Genomic DNA, 22,720 nt, shown 5'->3' with positions numbered 1-22,720 from the left:
AAGAATATTACTTTAGCTGTATTTTTATGCATAATTAGGCTTTACAAAAAATTGAGAATTTGTTTTCCCAATAAAATAATAATCGATTCTGGCACATTTTTAAATAAGATATCTATATTTGCAACAACGTTGCGTTAGTTTATAAGCTACCAAGTCCTTTAAAAATGGGCTTTTTCCATTAAGAATGAAAAAGAAAAATGTATTAATTCCTCTTTTTATGTCTGTAACTGTATTGTTTGCAATGCTGTTTCAGACGCTGCATTCTTACGAGCATGTTTACAAGCAGCTAACGAGTAAACATTGTGAGCATACTTATATTGAGGGGCAAAAGCAAATCACACACAGTCATACTGTAGACAACAATTGTCAGATTTGTCATTTTACGTTTAGCACCTTTATACCAAACACTTTTCAAACATACTCTTTTCTTAAAGCAACCGTTGAAACTTTCAGCGTATTCTTTTACGAAAAAACAATTTCTGTTGTTTTCAAAGGCAGTCTTTTTGCACTTAGGGCACCGCCATTTATTCGCTAGTTTACTGCATTTTCACCCGAAAAATTAAAAAATAGCTTTTGCTTGTCTTTTTCAAAGATCAGGTAAAACGCATTTGTAGTCTTATTTGGTCTGTTTTCAATAAAGCAGCTCCAATTAAGATACGAAAGACCATTTTGGTTTATCTAATTTACCTACTCTTCGGTTGTTCCCAGTAAATTCTACTCTTCCTATTTCGTCACCGGTTAAAATGTTTCAGCCCTAAAGGCTATTACTATAACTGTGCATGAAAAGAAAAACCCGTACTAAAAACCATCCAAATACATCAAAACTATGCTTATAGCTGAAAATCTAACAAAAAAATATGGCGACCATATTGCTCTAAACAAACTCAACTTAACCATTAAAGAAGGGGAAATTTTTGCTTTATTGGGGCAAAATGGTGCCGGAAAAACCACCACAATCAACCTTTTTCTTGGTTTTATCGCTCCAACAGACGGAGAACTAAAAATTAACGACATATCCGTCATCGACAACGCACAGGAAACGAAAAAATATGTTGCTTATATCCCCGAAACCGTCATGCTGTATCCTAATCTTACCGGTCTGGAAAACTTAAAATTCTTCTCGTCGCTGGCAGGATTCAAATATTCGCAGGGGGAACTGACTTATTTTCTTTCTAAAGCGGGGCTTCAGATTAAGGCTCACCATCAAAATTTAGGTGGTTATTCTAAGGGAATGCGCCAGAAAGTTGGAATTGCCATTGCAATCGCTAAAAAAGCCAAAGTGCTCTTACTGGATGAACCTACGAGTGGTTTAGACCCTAAAGCTTCCAACGAGTTTTCCCAAATACTTAAAGAACTTTCTGCTGATGGAACAGCCATTTTAATGGCAACACATGATATTTTCAGAGCGCGGGAAGTTGCTTCTCATATTGGCATTATGAGACAGGGAAACCTTGTTACCGTTATCGAAGCCGATAAAATCTCGGCAAATGAACTGGAAGATTTGTATTTACAAACTGTATAAAGGGAAATTACTTTCTCAATCCTATCCAAAAAAAATGAAACACTATATTCTCTCACTGTTTTTATTAAGTATTACTTCGTTTGCCCAATCGCAAACCATTAATAAAAAGATATCTGATAGTATTCCTAAAGATTCTGTCAGGGTAAAAACCGAACACACACAATTGCAAACTGTCGAAATCATTGGCCGTTCGACCAAAAAATACAATAGCGATTATTCTTTTGCTGCCACCAAAACAGCCGCTCTCAACAAAGACATCCCACAATCCATATCCACGATCACCAAAGAATTAATTGCAGACAAAGGGGCTATCTATCTGGCCGATGCTGTAAAAATGGCCAGTGGGGTGATCCCGGCAAGTTATTACAATCAATATACCATTCGCGGAATCAGTCAAAATGAAGAAGGTCAGATCATAAATGGAATGCGAACACATCAGCATTATTTTTTACAGCCTTTAACGACCAATATTGAAAGAGTTGAAGTGATCAAAGGACCTTCGAGCGCTACATTTTCTTCTGTAGATCCGGGGGGAAGCATTAATATGGTGACTAAAAAACCGCTGGCTGTCGACCGAAAAGAAATAAGTCTGAGTGCAGGAAGCTTTAGCACCTTGCGCGGAACCTTAGATTTTACAGGCCCTTTGAACGAATCTAAAACGCTTTTGTATCGTGTAAACGGAGCGTATCAGGAAGCCAAATCGTTCCGGGATCTGGTGCGTAACAAATCGTTTTTGATTTCTCCTTCGTTCAGTTACATTCCGAATGAAAAAACAGCGATCAATACAGAACTGATTTTAAGCAACATGACTGGAGTTCTGGATCGTGGACAGCCTATTTTTGGTGCAGTTGCGGGTGTTACCAGTTTAAACAAAACTCCAATTAGCTTAAATTTAGGTGCTCCCAATGATTTCTACAAATCAAAAGAAATGATTTTGATGACGAATTTCGCTCATAAATTCAGCTCTAAAATAGGGTTTAATGCTTCATACATGAAACAAACCTGGACAGAAGACCTTCAGGAGCACAGAACTACAAATGCTTTTGCAGTCGACATGAACAATAAACCGGTTAGCAGTCTGGCCATGATGCAGTTTGTACAGCGTCAGCAATATTGGGACGTTGATAATCTCACTTCTTATTTCAACTTTGATTTAAATACAGGAAAAATCAAACATAAATTGTTAGCAGGTTACGATTTAAGCAGCTGGAACAAAACCAAAGGTGGCGGACAAAATGCGGCCAGAGGTTATGTATTAAAAGACGGAACTGTAGCCCCTTCATTTGTTGCTGCTAATGCTGCCAATTATCAAACCATAACCGTTGACGGAGTAGTTTTACCTAAACCAAATGTCAATTATTTTAATCTCAATAATCCCGCTAATACCCTAACAAACCCTGACGATTATACGCTCAATGTCCGTACCGCATTACCCCCTGCACTAACCACTACTAATGCAATCTACATTCAGGATCAGGTGCAATGGGAAAGATTTACCATCTTATTGGGGTTGCGCCAAGAATGGTTTAAAGACATTACAAACTACAAATCCAACAATGAACTAACCGTGAAAAAATCGGCTTTACTGCCGCGTATTGGAGTGACTTATGCTGTGAACAATCAAATTAATGTTTATACGACTTATTTGGAAGGCTACCAGCCACAATCGAACACCGTGTCCTTAATGCCTCAAACGAGCAGCCTGCCCGCGGGAATTTTATTTGATCCGCTGGAAAGCAACCTGAAAGAACTTGGATTAAAAGCTACTTTTTTCAATAATTCAGTAAGTTTCAACGCCGCTGTTTACGAAATCAATCAGCGCAATATTTTAATGAACGCCAACGACCCTATAAATCCCGATCTGCTGGTGACAAGAGGTGCCGAAAGAAGCCGTGGTTTTGAGTGTGATATAGCCGGTTTTATTACGGCAGACTGGCAAATAAATGCTTCTTACAGTTACATTGATGCTAAAATCACCAACGATCGCGACCCATCGTTAATTGGCGCACAAAAGCAAAATACACCCAAAAACAGTGCTAATTTATGGACACGATACAATTTCAATTCTGATTCGGCTCTAAAAGATTTGGGCATTGGTTTTGGAATGCAATACCAAAGCAGCAAAGTACCCTGGTTTACAAGAGCTTTTACACTACCTGATTTTACGGTTTTTGATGCTGCATTGTACTATAAACCCAACAAAAGCAATATGCAAATTGCTCTTAATGCGGGCAATTTATTCAATAAAACGTACTGGCTGGGTGCTCAGAATTACCTGCGCCTGTTTCCCGGTGCACCACGTAACTTCAGTCTTACCGTAACTTATAAATTTTAAACTGTATCATGTCATTACATAAAGAAATTTTAATTGCCAGGCATTTAAAAAAGGCTGTTTTTAAAAATACGGCTGTCTATATCATCACTATTTTTATCGGTATCCTGTTGCTTTACGCTGCTTTTTCAGGTTGGGAAAATTACAGCAACCAGAATCAGACGAGCGAAAAATACCAGCATGAATCACGCGAAGACTGGCTCAATAATCCGGATAAGAACCCACATAGAATGGCGCATTACGGGAATTTTGCGTTTAGAAAAAGTACACCCCTGAGCGTTTTTGAATTCGGGATGGAACCATTTTTCGGAAATGCGATCTTTCTTGAAGCGCACAAACAAAACAGCGCCAATTTCTCAGAAGCAGGCTTTTCTAACAGTATGCTTCGTTTCGGAGAGATTAGTATTGCTATGGTTTTACAGCTGTTATTGCCCCTGTTGATTTTTTTCTTAGGATTTAATGCTGTCGCAGCCGAAAGAGAAAACGGGACGTTAAAATTAATTTTAAGTCAGGGAATCAGTTGGAAACAACTCTTAACAGGTAAGATATTAGGGGTTGCAAGTGCCATTCTGCTCATTTTTGTTCCTACGATTATGGTTCTTGTATTGCTTTGGCTGCTGTTGCAGGATTTTACGATTTCAAGCGATGAAACCATCAAAATGGTATTATTCATTCTGTTTCATTTTATTTACCTGATGTTCTTTTGTGTTATTGCAGTTTTGGTTTCTGCTGCGAGTAAAACTTCCAAAAAAGCATTGATTTCCTTAATCGGAATCTGGCTGGTTCTTACTATTATTTTACCCAGAACTACTCAGGCAATTGGCGCTTATCTTTATGAAGCTCCTTCCAAAATACAGTTCAACAGTGCTATCGAAAAGGACATTCTGAAACAAGGTGACAGCCACAACCCGAACGACATACATTACAAGGCCATAAAAGATTCCCTACTACGTGCCTACAAAGTAGATTCGATACAAAAACTGCCTTTTAATTATTCGGGATTTATCATGACGGAAGGAGAGAAAATCAGTTCGCGAATTTATAACGAACACTTAGAAGAGCTGCTAAAAGTTTACGATCAGCAGAACAGTTTTTCTAAGGCCGTTTCGTTCCTGAATCCCTATATCGCCATACGAAACCTGTCGATGGGATTATCCAACACCGATTATGGTTCGTATATTGATTTTCAAAAAGAAGCTGAGATTTACCGCTATACTATGGCGCAAAAAATGAATGCTTTGCAGGTCAAATACATCAGTAATAAAAAGCCGGGACCAAATGACAAGCCTTTATCCATCAGCAAAGAACACTGGGCTGATCTGGAAGAATTTCATTATGAGCCAAAAGAAATCCCGGCCATTTTAAAATCCGAAATCCTCTCTGTAGTCTCTATTTTTCTCTGGATAATCCTGCTTTTTGCTCTCCTGCGAATTGCAGCCAAAAACCTTAAAGCCCTCTAATATGTTAGCATTACTTTTTAAAAATTTCATTCGGTCAAAAGGTACCAAAATTGGATTAATATTCCTGCTGCTTATCGGATTCATCGGTATTTTAATTGGGCAGCAGTTTCAACAAAAGCAGCAAAACAATATTGTGGAAGCTGCATTGTACCAAAAAGAGCATATTGCACGAAATGCCGCTTTTCACAAAGACGAAATGGGGCTCCTGCTCTATTACATCAAATTTTCTCTCATCAATAAAACATTACCTCTCAATCCTCTGGCAATTGGTCAGCGTGATGTAAATCCGTCGATTCAAAGCGTCACGATTCGGGGTTTGGAAGGTCAGAAATACGACTCGGAACTCAACAATCCGAACAATCTTTTATCCGGAAATATCGATTTTAGTTTTGTATTAATTTATCTGTTTCCTCTTTTGATTATAGCATTCTCGTACAATCTGGTTTCGGAAGAAAAAGAAAGCGGCACCTGGAAAATTGTGTCTGTGCAAAGCGAAAATACCTTTTTATACATTCTGAAACTGTTTTATGTCCGAATTATAAGTCTGATTGCATTGTTCTCCTTTTTACTTCTTTTAGCCATTTTGATTCTGGGAATTCCTTTTGACTCCTCACTGCTCGCCTTTTACGGACTTGGTGTTTTGTATATTTTGTTTTGGTTTGCAGCCAGCTTTTTTATCGTTTCCCTTCAAAAAAACTCCAATTTCAATGCGGTTATTTTGCTAACGATCTGGTTATTTCTAATTATCGTTCTGCCAGCCGTAATCAATACGTATATTGTGAATAAATATACTATTCCGGAAGCTTTGGAGCTGACTGTAAAACAACGTAATGCCTATCATGAAAAATGGGATATGGATAAGAAAATCACAATGGATAAATTTTACCGACATTATCCCCAATTCAAGCGATATCCTTTGCCTGATACCGAGTTTAACTGGCTTTGGTATTACGCCATGCAGCAGGCGGGCGACGACGATTCGGCAAAACAATCTCAGGAACTGCAAACTAAACTGGAACAGCGCAACAAAGCCAGTCAGTTTATTGCTTTATTCGTTCCTACTCTGCATGCCCAGCTTCAACTGAATGAAATTGCCAAATCTGATTTAGGAAACCAGCTTTTGTTTTTAAAGGAAACGAAGCATTTTCATGAGAAAATGAGGTTGTATTTTTATCCTAAAATATTTGAAAATGCTCCAGTGGTTAAGGAAAACTGGTCGAAGTTTAAGGTAGAAACTTTTACCGATTCCTCACAAACAAATTATATAAGAGCCTTTTTACCATTATTGTTTTTCAATCTGTTACTGATTGGTTTGGGCTGGATGAATTTCAAGAATAACAGAAAAGAAGCTTTTTAAAGGGGATTTTCTCAACTTAAAAATATTATTTTAACACATAGAAACATAGTTTAAAAGGCACAGCAAGACGTTTCACTTCAAATAAAATGTCCCGATGCATCGGGACGAAAGAAATGAATTTCTCTTTTGTACCCTCTTTTAAGAATACAAAGCTATGTTTCTATGTGTTTCATCATTTTAGCGTTCCAACATCGGAATCAATAATTCAATTCACCTTATTTAAAAATTCTAAAATAGATACTTTGATTTTGAAATTAATATCGTAATATTGCAATATTATATTTTAAATCACATGGGAGCTTCTAAAACAGAACATTTTACCGACAAACAAAATCAGATCGCCACTATAGCCAAAGCACTGGGACATCCGGCCAGAATTGCTATTATTGAATATTTGCTAAAAGTAAACGAATGTATTTGCGGGGATATTGTAAACGAATTGCCACTGGCACAGCCCACAGTTTCCCAACACCTGAAAGAACTAAAAAATGCAGGACTTATCAAGGGAAACATTGAAGGAAACGCCATCTGTTACTGTATCAATGAAGAAACATTTGATGTTCTAAACACCTACTTTTCTGGTATTATTACCGTTACAAAAAATCAAAAATGCTGTTAAAGGCTTTTTTTATCTTACTATATCGCAATATTGCATTATAACTATAAAAAAAGAAAAATGAAACTATCAGACATTAAAAAAATACTACCTACTCTTGAAAACGTAGCATTTCAATTGGAAAACGGAACTTTTGTTCCGGAGCATTTTCACGTTACCGAAATAGGAATGATCACTAAGAATTTTATCGATTGCGGCGGTGTAATTCGTCAGGAAAAAAGTGTCAACTTTCAGCTTTGGAATGCGGACGATTTTGAACATCGACTAAAACCCGGCAAACTTTTACACATCATTAACCTTTCAGAAGAAAAACTAAATATTGAAGATCTGAATATCGAAGTTGAATATCAAAATGAAACTATCGGGAGATATGATTTAGCGTTTAATGGAAATCATTTTGTATTGAAAAATAAAGTCACAGCCTGTTTGGCACAAGATGCTTGTGGAATTCCATCACCATCCGGCTTTATCGAATTAAACAAGGACAAAACAAACTCCTGTTCACCTAATTCAGGCTGTTGTTAAGTGATGGGCACTTTCTTTCTTAAATATAAAAAACCAATTATAATCACTACAGCTGTTATTGTACTGTAGCTGATTTATGGCTTCGAGCCTAAATTTTGCATCATCAATATCATTTGGTTACTCGTTTAAAAACTATGACAAAAAATATAGTAGTGCTTTGTACAGGAAATAGCTGTCGAAGCCAGATCGCCGAAGGTTATTTACGCCACTTTTTAAGCGACAAGACTCAAGTTTACAGCGCCGGTATTGAAACTCATGGTGTTAATCCAAGAGCTATTGCGATTATGAAAGAAGATGGAATTGATATTTCAAAACATACTTCAAATCACATAGACGAGTATCAAAACATTGTTTTTGATGTTGTACTTACGGTCTGTGATCATGCTAAAGAGCAATGTCCTTTCTTTCCTTCAAACGCATTAAAATTACATCATAATTTTCCGGACCCTGCCAAAGCAACAGGAACCGAAGAAGAGATTATGCAGGAGTTTCGCACCGTGAGACAAATGATCAAAGAATATTGCAGTGTGTTTGCAGAAACCACCAGCACAGACTACTAAATAAAATCTATGTTTCTATGTGTTTAATAATTTTAGTATTTCAACATCCTAACCTCTATTCTAACCCATAGAAACATAGTTCTAAATGCTGAAACAGGTATTCCATTTCAAATAAAACGTCCCGATGCATCGGGACGAAAGAAATGTATTTCCCTTTTGTATTCTCATTTTAGCCATACAATCTATGTTTCTATGTGTTAAAAAAAATTACCACTACTCTACTTCTCATCATAATTTGTTATTCCTTTATTGAAGTATAAAATGATATGACAATCAGAACGCAGCGATCCTTTTTTAAATTTGTTCGAAACGAAAAGATGCTTCTGCCTCTTTGTAAATCCACCTCATCATGAAATTACAACACCTTCAGATTCAAACCCACAATATTCAAAAAACAGCAGCATTCTACCAAGACGTACTTAATCTTTCAATTCTCGAAAAAGATTCCAATTCGGTTACTATTCAGGCAGGTACATCGGTTTTGGAATTTATTGAAAATCAGCAATTCGACTCTGTCTATCATTTTGCCTTTAATATCCCTCAAAACAAACTGGAAGAGGCCATTAAATGGACTAATAACAAACTGGATTTAATTGTTATTGAAGATGCAACTGTTGTTGCCAATTTTGAAAACTGGAATGCCAACGCTGTATACTTTTATGACAACAATGGTAATATACTGGAATTCATCGTCCGATATGACCTCAACAATGCTCAAACGGAACCTTTTAGTTCTCAATCGATACTCAACATTAGTGAAATCGGAATTGTCAATGAGAATCCTCTAGTTCTGGCTAACCAACTCATAACGCAACACAACTTAGAATTCTTTAGTAAAAACGACAATAGTGAGCTCTTTGCTGCTCTTGGAGATGATGAAGGCCTGCTGATTATAGTGCGACCACATCGAAACTGGTATCCTACTCAAATACCTTCTGAAAGCAATACAACCGAAGTTCGTATAGAAAATAAGGGAACTCAGATTGAATTGAAGTTTTCCTAAAGATTTGTGGACTCCTCCTCTATTTTTTTTATTTTTATACAAAACTCAAAATCTAAAAAATGCCATTTGTCCGAATCAGTTTACCTAAGAAGCTTTCCTTAGAAACCAAAAACAATATTTCAGAAGCGATTCATCAATCTTTAATAGCAGAATTTCATATTCCAAGTGCTGATTATTTTCATGTAATTGAAGAATTAGAACAACATCAGATAAAATATCCCGAAAGTTATCTTGGTATTTCGCATTCTGAAGAAATTGTATATGTTCAGATCACCGCAGGACAAGGTCGAACAATAGAACAAAAAAAGAAATTATACCACCAAATTGCTACAAGAATTGCCGCAACAACAGCGATTCTCATTAATAACGTGATTATTGTTTTATTAGAAAATAACGGCTTGGAAAACTGGTCCTTTGGTAATGGAGAAATTCAGGAGCCAACACATTTAAAAAAATAAATTTCTTTAATAGTCTTTATACCGCTCTGGTTATTCCACATGAGATAAAGCATCAAAAACAAAACCGTTTCAGTTTAAACTCTGAAACGGTTTCTTTATCTTAAAATTTCATCTTCTGAATCCTCACGGCATTCAGGATGGCTAATAAGGCTACTCCGACATCCGCAAAAACAGCTTCCCACATGGTTGCCAGTCCGCCGGCTCCTAAGATAAGCACGACAGCTTTTACAACGAAGGCCAGCGTAATATTTTGCCAGACGATTTTTTTGGTTTGTTTTCCAATGTTTATCGCCATCGGAATCTTGCTTGGTTTATCGTCCTGAATGACCACATCGGCAGTTTCGATCGTGGCATCACTGCCCAACCCTCCCATCGCGATTCCAACCGTACTTAAAGCAATTACCGGAGCATCGTTTACACCATCCCCAACAAAAGCAACCGTTTCATTTTTGGCTTTAATTTCGTTCAGTTGATTCACCTTATCTTCAGGCAGTAAATCTCCAAAAGCGTTTGTAATATCTAAAGTTTTGGCAACAAACTGCACCACATTGATTTTATCACCGCTCAGCATGGTTACTTTAACTCCGAGAGCTTTCAATTTGGTTACTGCCTCTTGCGCATCTGCTTTAATTTCATCGGCAATTGTTAAATAACCTGCAAACTTATTGTCGTAAGCAATGGCAATGGTCGTATAAACCACCGCATTTGGATCAACATGGTATGCAATACTGAATTTATCCATCAGTTTAAAATTCCCTACGTGCAGTTCTTTTCCGTCTATTTCAGCTTTTAATCCGTGTCCGGAAATCTCCTCTACGTTTTTCAGTAGTATTGAGGAATCAATTTGCCCTACATAATTGTGAATTGCAGTCGCAACGGGATGTGTACTCTGACTTTCAAGTACATTGACCAGTTTTAAAATTTCGTCTTTGTCAAAACCGTCCTGAATAATCACTTCCTGAACTTTAAAAACACCTTCGGTCATTGTACCTGTTTTGTCCATCACAACATTCTGAATGGTCGAGATACTGTCTAAGAAATTACTTCCTTTAAACAGGATACCGTTCTTGCTCGCTGCTCCGATTCCGCCAAAATAGCCTAGCGGAATGCTGATCACCAAAGCACAAGGGCACGAAATTACCAGAAAAACCAATGCTCTGTACAACCAGTCACTAAACACATAATCGGAAACAAAAAGCATGGGCAACAAGCAAATGGCAATCGCCAGATAAACTACAATCGGCGTATAAATTTTAGCAAATTTTCGAATAAACAATTCTGCGGGAGCTTTTTTAGTAACGGCATTCTGAACCATTTCCAAAATCTTAGACAATTTACTGTCGTTGTAAGCTGCCGTTACTTTTACCAATGCAATGGTACTTCCGTTAATCATTCCGGCCAAAACAGCTTCTCCTTTTACTTTGGTGTCCGGTTTGCTTTCTCCCGTAAGTGCTGCAGTATTAAAGGAAGCCGAATCGGAAAGTAATTCTCCGTCCAGTCCTAGTTTTTCCCCTGCTTTTAACTGCACTATCGCTCCAATGGCAACATCGGCAGCTTTAACTTTAGTCGCAACATTATTTTCCAAAACACTTACCTCATCAGGACGCTGGTCCAACAAGCTTTTTATGTTTGATTTGGCACGACTGACTGCCAATCCCTGAAAGTTCTCTCCAATGGTATAAAACAACATCACAGCAACACCTTCCGGAAATTCTCCAATAGCAAATGCTCCGATAGTGGCAATACTCATCAGGAAAAACTCCGAAAATACGTCGCCCTTTCTGATGCTTTCGTAAGCTTCCTTTAAAACAGGGAATCCCACCGGCAGATAAGCGATAACATACCAGGCGATTCTAACAGGGCCAGAAAACCAATTTTGTTCGAAATACTGATCGAATCCAATTCCAATCAGCAATAAAACAAAGGAAATAATGGCCGGTAAAAACATTCTAAACCATCCACTATCCGCACTATGACCGTGATCGTGTCCGTCATCGTCTGAATGTACAGGCTCGTCATGTGAGCAGCAGGAACCGGGTTGATTTATTTTATTCTTTTTAATCTTTTCTTCTTTATGTAGATGTTCCATGAGAAATTTAAAGTTTTAGGTTTCAAAGTTTCAAGTTTAAACTTTGTTTCAATAATGTTCTAAATTTACGGATTTTGTATTAATAGTTTTTAGGCAATAACAATTAATCTGGCAAAGGCAGTGCAAAACAAAAAACTATCCATGAACTTACAGGTTCCCGACGAGATACACTGCCATGCATTTCTACAAAAAAAACCTTTGTGCCTTTGTACCTCTGAACCTTTGCCCCTATTAGGATTTAATGATCATGTTCTCCCCCGCCTTTCATAGCCGAAAGCAAATAGAAAGCTCCTTTCGTTACGATTTTTGCATTTGGATCAACATTTTCTACAAATTTTATTTCTGTAAAGCCCAAATCTGTAGTGCCCGGAATGACTTCCACTGCTCTAAAATGAACTTCTTTCTCATGATTTCCTTTTTCCGGCGTTTTCTTCTCTTCATGTGCTTCTTCTTCCACATAAACAAAATACTTATCGGCATTTCGGACTACAGCATCTTTTGGTAACGCAGGAACAGTGGCATTTGTAATATTGATGTTAGCCGAAACGTACATCCCCGGAATCAGTCCTTTGGCATCAGCAGATTCGATTTTAGCATGTACCGCAACAGTTTTACTTTCGTTTGAAAAAGACTTGTTAATTCCGAAAATCTTTCCTTTAATGGATTTATTGGACTGATTGGTTAAAACAAAATCGATAACCTGACCAATTGAAATTGACCCAAGATCTTTTTCATACACGTTCAAATCCAAATGCATCTGACTGTTATCGACCACTTCAAATAAAACGACTCCCGTTTGAGCATAAGCTCCTTTTGCAATGCTTATCTTCCCTACATAACCATTGATTGGCGCTACAATCGGGACTAACGAAGTGCTTCCTTTGGTACTTACATGCAAAGCTTCCAATTTGTTCTTCGCAGCCTGTGCACGGGCTCTTTCTGCTGCCAATTTTGATTTTACTTCCTGAAATGTTTTCCTTGGATTTACATTTTCATCGCTCAGCGTTTTCTGACGGTTGTATTCCAATTGCAGGTATTCAATATTGGCTACAGCCGAATGGTATTCTTCCTGCATTTCGATTACTTCCAGATTTTGAATAGTCGCCAGTACTTTTCCTTTGTTAACATAAGTTCCTTCCAGTACAAAAATATCTTTGACTGTTCCTCCTATTAAAGTCGAAACTTCGGCGGAATTTTGTGGCGGAACGGTTGTGTAACCGTTGGCTTTAATAACCTTGTTAAGGTTTCTGTTTTCTACCAAACCTGTTTCAATCCCAACCGTTTTATATTGCGCTTCGTTTAAAGCAACTTCTGTTTGCGATTTTTCTTCCTCCGGAGCCTCTTCTGTTTTCTTTTGACCACAGGATGCTAAAACCACTATCGAAGCTACCATTAATCCCAAATAAGCAAGCTTTCTTTGCGATAAAACCTTTGTCCTTTTTACTGTTGTATTATTATTGATTTTTTTCATTTTAATTGTTTTTGATGGTTGGAAATTGCAATTCGATTGCGCTTTGATTAAAGTTGTGCGTGGCCTCTGTATATTGCTTCTTAATATCAATTGCCTGATTTAAGAAACTGATGTACGACCAATAACTCAAATCGCCATTAGCATAACTTTTCTGGGCCGTACTAATAATCTGATCGGCATACTGCAATCCTTCTTTTTGAAAATAGTCCATTGCTTTTTGCTGCTTCTCGAAATTGTTTTGCAATTCCTGTTTTTGCAGATTCAACGTCAGCTTATTTTTATCCAAAGCCAGTTGCGACTGCGAAATACTGATTGCCGAAGCCTTAGCTTTCGCTGTGTTTACCCCTCCAAACAACGGAATCTGCAATCCCGCCGTAAAACCCTGAAACAAGGACTGCGTGTTGATCGTTTGTGCAAAATATCCCAATCCAACTTTTGGTGTTCGCATGGCTTTGTGTGTATTGGCTTCTTTCTGATACACCGAAATTTGCTGCTGATAAAAATCGGTCATTAAAATCTCTGCTTTTGAACTTCCTTCTTCTTTTACCATGGAATATTGCAAGGCCGTTTGATCATCGGGAATGACATTCTCATCCGTTTGTACAAAAAACTGCAGCTGCTTTTGGTAAATCGCCAAATCAAATTCTAATTGTGCTTTTTGAGTTTCAATCTCCTTTACTTTAGCTTTCGCACTTATGACTTCAATATTTCCGCTTTCTCCGGTTTTAAAACGAAGCTCAGCATTCTTCAGGAATTTAGTGTAGATTTCATTCAGTTCCGAGTTTAGCTTCTGAATGGAAACGCCATACAGGTATTGATAATAGGCAAGAGTAACGGCTTTTTCTACTTCATAAGTCGATAACGCTTTTCGTTTTTCGGCCAGTTTTGCTAATTCTTCCTGCAATTGTCGATTGGCTTTTGTGATATTCCCCAATGGAAAAAACTGCTGTACGGAAACATTATGGTCGTAATCGGCACTATTGAACTGCCCGCCCTGGTATTGCACCTGAAGCGGATCTGCCTGAAATGCTGTCTTTTTCAAGACGGTCTGTTTTTCAATTTCCTTATCGGCAATCTTCAAATCGATGTTATTTGATTTTGCCAGTTCGATTGCTTTTTCCAAACTGATTTTTTGCTGTGCTGTTGTTAATGTCGTTGCAAACAAGAGTGCTAGCACAAGCTTGTTTAACCGCAAAGCACGCAATGCATCTTTCGCAAGGTGCGCAAAGAAGCTTGTGTTTATATGCTTTAGTATGTTTTTCATTTTTATATTTTTTAATTTCTTTGGCTTAAATTTTTGTTTCACGCAGATTTAAAAAAATCTAAGCAGATGTACGCAGATTATTAAAATTAAATCTGCAAGAGAAATCATTTTACACTAATCAGTAATCACCCTATATCTAATTACCTCATTATCAAACCATCTAATTATCTAATTTCTAATTATCTTTTTTATCATTATCATTAAACTTCTTCTCTAACAATAAATACAGAATTGGTAAAACAATTAATGTCAATAATGTCGCTGAGACTAGCCCTCCAATTACAACGGTTGCTAAAGGTTTTTGTACCTCTGCTCCTCCGCTTGTTGACAATGCCATAGGCAAGAATCCTAACGAAGCTACGGCTGCGGTCATTAAAACCGGACGCAATCTGGTTTTAGTCCCAATTAAAACTCTTTGCAGCGGATCAAGAACTCCCTCTTTTTTGAGCTGATTGAAATACGAAATCAATACAATTCCGTTTAATACCGCAATTCCAAACAAAGCAATGAAACCAATACCTGCCGAAATACTAAACGGCATTCCGCGCATCCAGAGTGCAAAAACTCCCCCGATTGCTGACAATGGAATGGCTGTAAAAATCAATCCGGCCTGCTTGAAGCTTTTAAAAGTAAAATACAGTAACACCAATATCAATCCTAAAGCGATTGGAAGCGCTACCGAAAGTCGTTTGGTAGCTTCGATTAAATTCTCGAACTGACCTCCGTAGGTTACATAATACCCTGCTGGAAGTTTGTAGTCTTTATCTAGTCTTTGCTGAATTTCCTCTACCACACTTTTGATATCACGGCCACGAACGTTTAGTCCAACCGTGATTCTGCGTTTTCCGTTCTCCCGAATAACTTGTACAGGACCTTGCTCGTACTCGACTGTGGCCACTTGCGAAAGCGGTACCTGCTGTCCGTTAGGCAACGGGATAAACAAATTACTCACGTCTGTAATATCGGCACGATTGTTTTCATTCATTCGCACTACGACATCAAACCTTTTACTTTCATCATAGATTTTTCCGGCACTTTCTCCCGCAAAAGATGAACGTATAATTTGATTGATATCTGAAATATTCAATCCGTATAAAGCGATTTTATTGTAGTCGTATTTCACCGTAATTTGCGGTAAACCGGTAACTTTATCGGCTTTTAAATCGCCTATTCCTTCAATACTTTTAATTTTCGAAATTAACTCTGTTGCTTTAGCGTCCAGAATCTCCAGATCGTCTCCAAAAATCTTAATGGCTATATCACTTCGGCTTCCGGTCATTAATTCGTTAAATCGCATCTGAATAGGCTGAGAGATCTCGATATTGGCTCCGGGAATGACTTCCATTTCTTTTTTCATGGCATTGGCCAAGTCTTCCCAGTTATCGTATTTGCCTTTCCATTCTTTTTTGTCTTTCAAAACAATAATCAAATCACCGCTTTCAATAGGCATTGGATCGGTTGGAATTTCCCCGCTTCCAATTTTGGTTACGATAGTTTTGATCTCGGGAAATTTAGCTTTTAAGATCTGTTCATATTTTGTAGTGGTCTCTACCATCTGCGTAAGCGAACTTCCGGTCATGATGGTTGCATTGATTGCCAAATCGCCTTCTTCGATGGTTGGTATAAACTCTCCTCCCATTGAATTGAAAACGACTAAACCGAGGGCAAACAAACCCAGTGATATTCCTAAAACTATCTTTTTAAACTGTAGTGCTTTTTTCAAAAACGGTGTATAAACAGCTTCCAGCCACGCCATCATTCTGTCGCTGAAATTTTCTTTGTGTTCAGTACTTTTAGATAAGAACATCGCACTCATCATGGGTACATAAGTCAAAGAAAGAATAAAAGCCCCTGCCACCGCAAAACCTACTGTCATCGCCATAGGTTTAAACATCTTCCCCTCGGTTCCAACCAAAGCAAGAATTGGCAGATACACGATCAGGATAATGATTTCCCCAAAAGCAGCACTGTTTCTGATTTTCGAAGCTGAATTGTACACTTCGGCATCCATTTCGTTTTGCGTTAACGCTTTCTTGCGTTTGAGCTGCTGCAAGTGGTGCATGGTGGCTTCCACAATAATTACAGCTCCGTCAACGATGATTCCAAAGTCGATTGCCCCAAGACTCATCAGATTTCCGCTTACGCCGAAAGCATTCATTAAAATAACGGCAAAAAGCATGGCCAGTGGAATAACTGAAGCTACAATTAAACCTGCACGAAGATTCCCCAGAAATAAGATTAGTACAAAAATAACGATCAAAGCCCCTTCTAATAAGTTCTTTGAAACGGTTCCAATTGCGCTGTCTACCAACTTTCCTCTGTCAATAAAAGCTTCGGCAACAACTCCTTCAGGCAGACTTTTATTGATCTGAATCATTCTTTCATGAATTCTGTTGACCACCGCACTGGAATTTTCTCCTTTTAACATTAAAACCATTCCGGAAACAATTTCTCCTTTTCCGTCTTTCGTTGAAGCTCCATAACGCAAGGCAACACCTTCGCGAACTTCGGCTACATCACGAACCAAAACAGGCGAACCATTTCGGTTTTTCACTACCACATTTCCTAAATCTTTGGTCCCTTTCGCCATACCAACACCCCGAATGAAGTAGGCAAACTGGTCTTTTTCGATATAGGCACCTCCTGTATTTTGATTGTTTTTTTCGAGTGCATCAAAAATCTCTGTAATGGTAACTCCCAGACTATTAAGTGTATTTGGATTTACAGCGATTTCATATTGTTTTAGTTTCCCTCCCCAGGTACTAACATCCGCTACGCCTTTAATACCCTGCAATTGAGGGATAATGATCCAGTCCTGAATGGTACGCAGTTTTATAGCATCGTATTTGTCTTCATAGCCTTTTTTGGCATAGACATCGTACTGATAGATTTCTCCTAAACCGGTACTGATTGGAGCCAATTCAGGCGAACCGGCATAAGCAGGGATATTCTCTTCGGCTTGTTTAAGACGTTGAAATATCTGTTCCCTGGCCCAATAGATGTTCACATCGTCCTCAAAAACGACCGTAACTACTGATAATCCGAAACGTGAAATACTGCGAAGTTCTATGATATCCGGAACTGTTTTTACGGCCTGCTCTAAAGGATATGTAATTAATTGTTCGACTTCCTGACTGGCTAAAGTAGGTGCTGTGGTAATAATCTGCACCTGATTGTTGGTTACGTCAGGCAAAGCGTCTAAGGGTAATTGTTTGATCGAATAGCTTCCCCAGGCTATTAATACAAGGGTTAATAATAGTATAACGAACTTATTCTTTATACTAAACTGTATGATTTTATCTAACATTTTAATGATATAATGATGTGAGAAATGAGGCAAAGTGTTGCCTATTTAAATACTGCGGAAGATCCGCAACGCTCTAACCCACATTCCGACTTATCGGGTGGGCATCATTATGCTATTTGTGGGGGCTGCCAGACACTTCCATAGAAACTGGAAGCAAAAACAGAATTGTAATTGGGTAATGGAACTGAGATAATGGAATGCGCAACAGGGAAATCAAAGCTTAAGAAAGTCTGATAACTTAAAACCTGCGCTCCACAACAATTGCACGCACAGAAAGGCGAGCATAAATCATTGTCTTTATCGTGTGTGTGATTGGCTTCAGAAGAAAACTGAGCTGTTTTGTGAGCAGCACTATTGATTTCCATATCTGCACAAGGCATATTGGAAAGCGCCATTAAATAAATCGATAATATGATTGTTATCCATTTCACGACACAAAAATAGTATTTATTTCAATTGAAAAACGGAATTATTGAATTTGATGTTTCTAAAAAAAGACGGACGAATCAAAAAAATTAACAAAATCCCCTGTATTTCAAAATTACTTTCTTAAAAAAACGATGCCGCTGATTCAAAAATTTAGTCAACTTTAACAACAATTAACATTTTATTCTAAAATTTATTCCTTCGAACCAAAACCCCATATTCTACTAATTTATTATAAAACTTTCATTTTATAGATTAATGATATTAAACAAGTTATAATCAATAATTAAAATTTTTACTTTATATTAAAAACAGCTACTACAACCACAAAATAAAAAAACAATACTACATAAAGCAATAACCCTCCCTCTCAAAGCTTCTAAAATTAGCATTGCTTAAAAATCTCATCAACAAGCAATTAAAACCAAATTCAAACTGATTTATTTTGAAGTCATATTGTTCCCTTTGACAAAATTTAAATTTTAAAACCTCAAGCATTTTTTTCCTCAAAAGAGTACTTTTTCTCCAAAGAAATCAGAGTTAAAACTAAAATTCTTCCGGCTTTTTTGTTTCACATCTAAATCATTTTGGTCAAAAAACAATCATAAAGTTGTAATTCAACAAAACAAATATAAAACACTGGAAAAGAAACAATTCAAAACAAAAACAAAACACAACAAGACAAACTGTCAGTATCAAAAAACAGTCCTTTTTATTCTCAATAACCTCATTCCTTCAACGCTATTTTATACCAAACAAATACCTCTTCTTTGAACATCAATATTCAGGTTAATTTATTCCATTCCACCCTCAAAATTAAAGCATAAATACCCCTTGAACTCATCACCCATTCTCTCCAAAAAACAACAAACCCCTTAAGAAATAAATTCCTTAAGGGGTTTATTTTTCACATTAGGCTACACCGTTTCAATAAACTTAGCATCTCAGCAACTTAGTACCTCAGAACCTTAAAAAAAACTATAAAGAAGCCATATCAATTACAAAACGATACTTAATATCTCCTTTTAACAACCTTTCATAAGCGTCATTTACTTCGTTTACGCCAATCAATTCAATATCGGCAGTAATGTTATGTTCAGCACAAAAATCAAGCATTTCCTGAGTTTCTTTGATTCCGCCAATGGCAGAACCCGCAAAACTTCTTCTTCCTAATATAAGACTGAACGAAGTTACCGGAGGAGGTTCCATCGGAGCGCCAACCAAAGTCAGCGTTCCATCCACTTTTAACAGGTTTAAATAGGCATCAATATTGTGTTCTGCCGACACGCAGTCCAGAATAAAATTCAGGCTTTTAGTGTATTTTGCCATTTGTTCAGGATCCGTAGACAGTACCACCTCATCTGCCCCTAAACGTTTTGCATCTTCGGTTTTAGACAATGAAGTTGTAAAAACAACCACATGAGCTCCCATCGCTTTCGCCAATTTGATCCCCATATGCCCTAGACCGCCAATACCAACAATCCCCACTTTTTGACCGGGACCTACATTCCAGTGTCTTAATGGCGAATAGGTTGTAATACCTGCACAAAGCAATGGCGCAACACCCGCAAGATCTAATTTATCAGAAATATGCAACACATAATTCTCATCGACTACAATACTTTGTGAATACCCCCCAAACGTTTGACCGCCTAAATGCGTATCCGGAGAATTAAAAGTTAAAGTACTGCCGGCATCACAAAATTGCTCTAAATCGCCTTGACAATGCTCACATTCCCTACAAGAATCAACCATACAGCCTACTCCGGCCAAATCGCCTACTTTGAAATTCTTTACGTGATCACCCACTTTTGTTACCCTCCCCACAATCTCATGACCCGGAACTATTGGGTAAATCGTCCCGTGCCATTCGTTTCTCGCGGAATGCAAATCGGAATGACAAATTCCACAATATAAAATTTCTATTTCTACATCATGAGCCAATACCGCTCTGCGCTGAATGTCTAATGTCTGCAACGGTGCATCCGCAGCCTCTGTCCCAAAGGCTTTTATGTTTTTTACTTCCATGTTTTTATTGTTTTTTAGTTATATTTGTTTCAGGTTTTATTTGTTTCAAGTTTCAAGTTTCAGGTTTCAGGTTTCAGGTTTCAGGTTTCAGGTCGCATATTTTACGTTTCACATTTCACACTATCAAAAACACAAACCTCTCCATTTAGAATTATCTAATTTTCTCATTCTCTAATGAAACTATTTCCCGTAACTGTAATATTCTTCATCGGTTACGCTATCGAGCCAAATTCCGGTTCCTTTATCAATTTCAGTGATAATGGCAATGTGTGAAAACGAACTGAACGGTGTCGCTCCATACCAATGTTCGATTCCCGGCAGAATCGTAACTACTTCGTCTTTGTGAAGGAGTCGGATGGCTTTTCCTTTTTCCTGAAAATAACCGATCCCGTTTGTAGCAATAAACAATTGCAGTGTTGGATTAACATGCCAATTACATCTTGAACCTGGTTCAAAAGAAACTTCTTTTATAACCGTATTATCCGGATGAATGGCACTGGTTTGCTTTTTATACGAAACATCACCAGTCATATAGGTATTCGGGATTTTTCCCTCTTCAATAACGGAAGTGTAAGGTGTTGACATAAAATTGATTTTTTGAGATTGATTTCTTTTTTAAAATAGCCCGACCATAAAAGCTGCTTCCAATTACCGGACAGCACAACACCTAGACTTTAAGTCCTTTAAAGCTGTTGTATTGTTCATCGGTAACCGGCTCAAGCCAGTCTACAATGCCTTTTTCGGTACGGGTACTAATGGCAATATGAGCAAATTCACCGTCAGGAGAAGCTCCATGCCAATGTTTTACTTCTGGCTGAATATTCACAACATCCCCTTCCTGAAGCAATTGAATAGGCTTTCCTTCTTCCTGATAAAAACCCTTTCCCTGAGTGACAATCAAAATTTGTCCGCCGGGATGTGTATGCCAATTGTTGCGTGCTCCGGCTTCAAAAACGACATTACCCACAGCGGTATTTAAAACCGGATCATTGGAAACCAGCATCTTTACCCATGCTTTTCCTGTAAAATAATCCGAAGAAGCTAAGTCTCCTTTGGGAAAAATGGTTTTAGCAATTTGATTTTCTGTAGTACTCATAATGATTTGTTTTTACCATCAGTTCAAACTAAATCATAAAAGCGGGAATATGCTTTGTGAAGTCGTATTTAGCTTATCGAAAACTGACTGCTGATTAATACTAATTATTTCAATGCAAATTTACACAGGTAAAGATGCAGCGAGATAACAATAATCAAACAAAAAATTAAGAATATGAAACAATTTACACTCTGAGTGATTTTGGAATTGTCCCTGTAATTCTTTTAAAGTAATTATTAAAATAGCTTGGATATTCAAATCCTAAAGAATAACCGATATCCGAAATACTCCAATCCGTATGCTGCAGCAAAGCTTTGGCTTCACCAACAATTCTTTCTGAAATATGCGCCGTTGTTGGTTTTCCGGTGACTTCTTTAACGGAACGATTTAAATGATTCACATGAACAGCAAGACTTTGAGCATAATCCTGTGGCGTTTTTAACGCTAATGGCTCATTTTTGGTTTCTATGGGAAACTGTCTTTCCAACAATTCCAAAAACAAAGAGGTAATTCGGGAGGAGGCATTTCTGGGTTTAAAGAAATTCTCCGAAGGCTGCATTTTCATAGATTCGTGCAAAATCAAATTGATATAATTACGAATCAAGTCATCTTTAAAAACATAATCAGTTTCCTGCTCCTGTATCATTTTCTGAAATAAGGAATCAATAAACACCTTTTGATCAGCTGACAAAGAGAATATTGGTGTACCGCCAATTTTAAACAAAGGCTATTCATGAAGGCTTTCGGAACGATCTTTTACTTTTAGAAAGTCTTCCGTAAAAACACAGGCATAGCCTTCATACGAAGGTGAAATAATTTCCCAGGAATACGGAATATGCGGATTTCCGAAAAATAATATTGTTCCGTCCGTTTCGATTCCTCTGTCTGCATAATGAATAAAGCTCTTACTGGTATTGATGCAAATTTTATAAAAATCCCTACGGTTATACGTTGGAATCTTACTCACGTCACCGTTTACTTCATAGACCTTAAAGCCTTTCAGCTTTAAATCACTAATTCCAAGTTCTAAACCCTGTTCTTCTAATTGCTCTTTCATTTTGCAAAGTTATGAAAATCAAACAATAGTTTTCTAAGTTGTTTTTTTTTAGTTTGTTTCAAGTTTCAGGTTTCAAGTTTCAGGTTTCAAGTTTCAGGTTTCAAGTTTCAGGTTTCAGGTTTCAGGTTTTACATTTCAGAGAGGAACTG

The 22,720-nt window shown here is 37.5% G+C and carries 18 protein-coding genes and 1 pseudogene; 10 read left to right on the top strand and 9 right to left on the bottom strand.

Annotation, left to right across the window (positions count from 1 at the left end; all coding sequences use genetic code 11):
* Window positions 1-184 precede the first annotated feature (184 nt).
* The 10 genes from OLM58_RS17580 to OLM58_RS17535 all read left to right on the top strand — a co-directional run bounded on the left by OLM58_RS17580 (window position 185) and on the right by OLM58_RS17535 (window position 9,833).
* A complete protein-coding gene (locus OLM58_RS17580; RefSeq protein WP_070908460.1) occupies window positions 185-535 on the top strand; it encodes a hypothetical protein in 351 nt (116 codons plus the stop codon).
* A 291-nt stretch (window positions 536-826) separates the two neighbouring features.
* Complete coding sequence (locus OLM58_RS17575; protein WP_264529922.1) at window positions 827-1,522, top strand: ABC transporter ATP-binding protein; 696 nt, start codon at window positions 827-829, stop codon at window positions 1,520-1,522.
* 34 nt (window positions 1,523-1,556) lie between these two features.
* A complete protein-coding gene (locus tag OLM58_RS17570; RefSeq protein ID WP_264529921.1) occupies window positions 1,557-3,857 on the top strand; it encodes a TonB-dependent siderophore receptor in 2,301 nt (766 codons plus the stop codon).
* Between the two features lie 8 nt (window positions 3,858-3,865).
* Window positions 3,866-5,314, top strand: a complete 1,449-nt coding sequence (locus OLM58_RS17565) for an ABC transporter permease (RefSeq protein WP_264529920.1) — start codon at window positions 3,866-3,868, stop codon at window positions 5,312-5,314.
* Window position 5,315: 1 nt separating this feature from the next.
* Entirely contained in the window at window positions 5,316-6,671 is a 1,356-nt protein-coding gene (locus OLM58_RS17560; protein WP_264529919.1) for a DUF3526 domain-containing protein, read from the top strand.
* Between the two features lie 292 nt (window positions 6,672-6,963).
* The gene (locus tag OLM58_RS17555) at window positions 6,964-7,290 is read left to right on the top strand and encodes an ArsR/SmtB family transcription factor (RefSeq protein WP_070908465.1); all 327 of its coding nucleotides are present in this window, start codon (window positions 6,964-6,966) and stop codon (window positions 7,288-7,290) included.
* Window positions 7,291-7,347: 57 nt separating this feature from the next.
* A complete protein-coding gene (locus OLM58_RS17550) occupies window positions 7,348-7,812 on the top strand; it encodes a DUF6428 family protein (protein ID WP_264529918.1) in 465 nt (154 codons plus the stop codon).
* A 134-nt stretch (window positions 7,813-7,946) separates the two neighbouring features.
* Window positions 7,947-8,372, top strand: coding sequence for an arsenate reductase ArsC (locus OLM58_RS17545; RefSeq protein ID WP_264529917.1), 426 nt, complete (start codon window positions 7,947-7,949; stop codon window positions 8,370-8,372).
* Window positions 8,373-8,721: 349 nt separating this feature from the next.
* Complete coding sequence (locus OLM58_RS17540; RefSeq protein ID WP_264529916.1) at window positions 8,722-9,375, top strand: VOC family protein; 654 nt, start codon at window positions 8,722-8,724, stop codon at window positions 9,373-9,375.
* A gap of 59 nt (window positions 9,376-9,434) precedes the next feature.
* On the top strand, window positions 9,435-9,833 hold the full coding sequence (locus tag OLM58_RS17535; RefSeq protein ID WP_264529915.1) for a tautomerase family protein: 399 nt from the start codon (window positions 9,435-9,437) through the stop codon (window positions 9,831-9,833).
* Between the two features lie 100 nt (window positions 9,834-9,933).
* Here OLM58_RS17535 and OLM58_RS17530 read toward each other — a convergent pair whose 3' ends face one another.
* From OLM58_RS17530 to OLM58_RS17490, 9 genes and pseudogenes are all read right to left on the bottom strand, one after another.
* Window positions 9,934-11,922, bottom strand: coding sequence for a heavy metal translocating P-type ATPase (locus OLM58_RS17530; protein ID WP_264529914.1), 1,989 nt, complete (start codon window positions 11,920-11,922; stop codon window positions 9,934-9,936).
* Window positions 11,923-12,160: 238 nt separating this feature from the next.
* Window positions 12,161-13,393, bottom strand: a complete 1,233-nt coding sequence (locus tag OLM58_RS17525) for an efflux RND transporter periplasmic adaptor subunit (RefSeq protein WP_264529913.1) — start codon at window positions 13,391-13,393, stop codon at window positions 12,161-12,163.
* Between the two features lies 1 nt (window position 13,394).
* Complete coding sequence (locus tag OLM58_RS17520) at window positions 13,395-14,657, bottom strand: TolC family protein (protein WP_264529912.1); 1,263 nt, start codon at window positions 14,655-14,657, stop codon at window positions 13,395-13,397.
* A 175-nt stretch (window positions 14,658-14,832) separates the two neighbouring features.
* Window positions 14,833-17,964: an efflux RND transporter permease subunit gene (locus OLM58_RS17515; protein ID WP_264529911.1), complete on the bottom strand. Its 3,132-nt coding sequence runs from the start codon at window positions 17,962-17,964 to the stop codon at window positions 14,833-14,835.
* Window positions 17,965-18,071: 107 nt separating this feature from the next.
* The gene (locus tag OLM58_RS17510) at window positions 18,072-18,395 is read right to left on the bottom strand and encodes a DUF6660 family protein (protein ID WP_264529910.1); all 324 of its coding nucleotides are present in this window, start codon (window positions 18,393-18,395) and stop codon (window positions 18,072-18,074) included.
* A gap of 973 nt (window positions 18,396-19,368) precedes the next feature.
* On the bottom strand, window positions 19,369-20,418 hold the full coding sequence (locus OLM58_RS17505; protein WP_264529909.1) for an NAD(P)-dependent alcohol dehydrogenase: 1,050 nt from the start codon (window positions 20,416-20,418) through the stop codon (window positions 19,369-19,371).
* Window positions 20,419-20,598: 180 nt separating this feature from the next.
* Window positions 20,599-21,003, bottom strand: coding sequence for a cupin domain-containing protein (locus tag OLM58_RS17500; RefSeq protein WP_264529908.1), 405 nt, complete (start codon window positions 21,001-21,003; stop codon window positions 20,599-20,601).
* 82 nt (window positions 21,004-21,085) lie between these two features.
* A complete protein-coding gene (locus OLM58_RS17495; RefSeq protein ID WP_264529907.1) occupies window positions 21,086-21,514 on the bottom strand; it encodes a cupin domain-containing protein in 429 nt (142 codons plus the stop codon).
* 184 nt (window positions 21,515-21,698) lie between these two features.
* Window positions 21,699-22,571, bottom strand: a pseudogene (locus OLM58_RS17490) (helix-turn-helix domain-containing protein).
* Window positions 22,572-22,720 lie beyond the last annotated feature (149 nt).

The organism is Flavobacterium sp. N502540, assembly GCF_025947365.1.
In the GTDB taxonomy this organism is placed as follows: Bacteria; Bacteroidota; Bacteroidia; order Flavobacteriales; family Flavobacteriaceae; genus Flavobacterium.
This window is presented reverse-complemented; position numbering and strand designations above follow the sequence as displayed.

Coding starts and splice junctions, on each gene's coding strand:
- OLM58_RS17500 (WP_264529908.1), bottom strand. CDS start 21,003: ATGTCAACACCTTACACTTCCGTTATTGAAGAGGGAAAAATCCCGAAT.
- OLM58_RS17550 (WP_264529918.1), top strand. CDS start 7,348: ATGAAACTATCAGACATTAAAAAAATACTACCTACTCTTGAAAACGTA.
- OLM58_RS17555 (WP_070908465.1), top strand. CDS start 6,964: ATGGGAGCTTCTAAAACAGAACATTTTACCGACAAACAAAATCAGATC.
- OLM58_RS17580 (WP_070908460.1), top strand. CDS start 185: ATGAAAAAGAAAAATGTATTAATTCCTCTTTTTATGTCTGTAACTGTA.
- OLM58_RS17560 (WP_264529919.1), top strand. CDS start 5,316: ATGTTAGCATTACTTTTTAAAAATTTCATTCGGTCAAAAGGTACCAAA.
- OLM58_RS17565 (WP_264529920.1), top strand. CDS start 3,866: ATGTCATTACATAAAGAAATTTTAATTGCCAGGCATTTAAAAAAGGCT.
- OLM58_RS17520 (WP_264529912.1), bottom strand. CDS start 14,657: ATGAAAAACATACTAAAGCATATAAACACAAGCTTCTTTGCGCACCTT.
- OLM58_RS17495 (WP_264529907.1), bottom strand. CDS start 21,514: ATGAGTACTACAGAAAATCAAATTGCTAAAACCATTTTTCCCAAAGGA.
- OLM58_RS17505 (WP_264529909.1), bottom strand. CDS start 20,418: ATGGAAGTAAAAAACATAAAAGCCTTTGGGACAGAGGCTGCGGATGCA.
- OLM58_RS17515 (WP_264529911.1), bottom strand. CDS start 17,964: ATGTTAGATAAAATCATACAGTTTAGTATAAAGAATAAGTTCGTTATA.
- OLM58_RS17575 (WP_264529922.1), top strand. CDS start 827: ATGCTTATAGCTGAAAATCTAACAAAAAAATATGGCGACCATATTGCT.
- OLM58_RS17545 (WP_264529917.1), top strand. CDS start 7,947: ATGACAAAAAATATAGTAGTGCTTTGTACAGGAAATAGCTGTCGAAGC.
- OLM58_RS17535 (WP_264529915.1), top strand. CDS start 9,435: ATGCCATTTGTCCGAATCAGTTTACCTAAGAAGCTTTCCTTAGAAACC.
- OLM58_RS17525 (WP_264529913.1), bottom strand. CDS start 13,393: ATGAAAAAAATCAATAATAATACAACAGTAAAAAGGACAAAGGTTTTA.
- OLM58_RS17570 (WP_264529921.1), top strand. CDS start 1,557: ATGAAACACTATATTCTCTCACTGTTTTTATTAAGTATTACTTCGTTT.
- OLM58_RS17540 (WP_264529916.1), top strand. CDS start 8,722: ATGAAATTACAACACCTTCAGATTCAAACCCACAATATTCAAAAAACA.
- OLM58_RS17530 (WP_264529914.1), bottom strand. CDS start 11,922: ATGGAACATCTACATAAAGAAGAAAAGATTAAAAAGAATAAAATAAAT.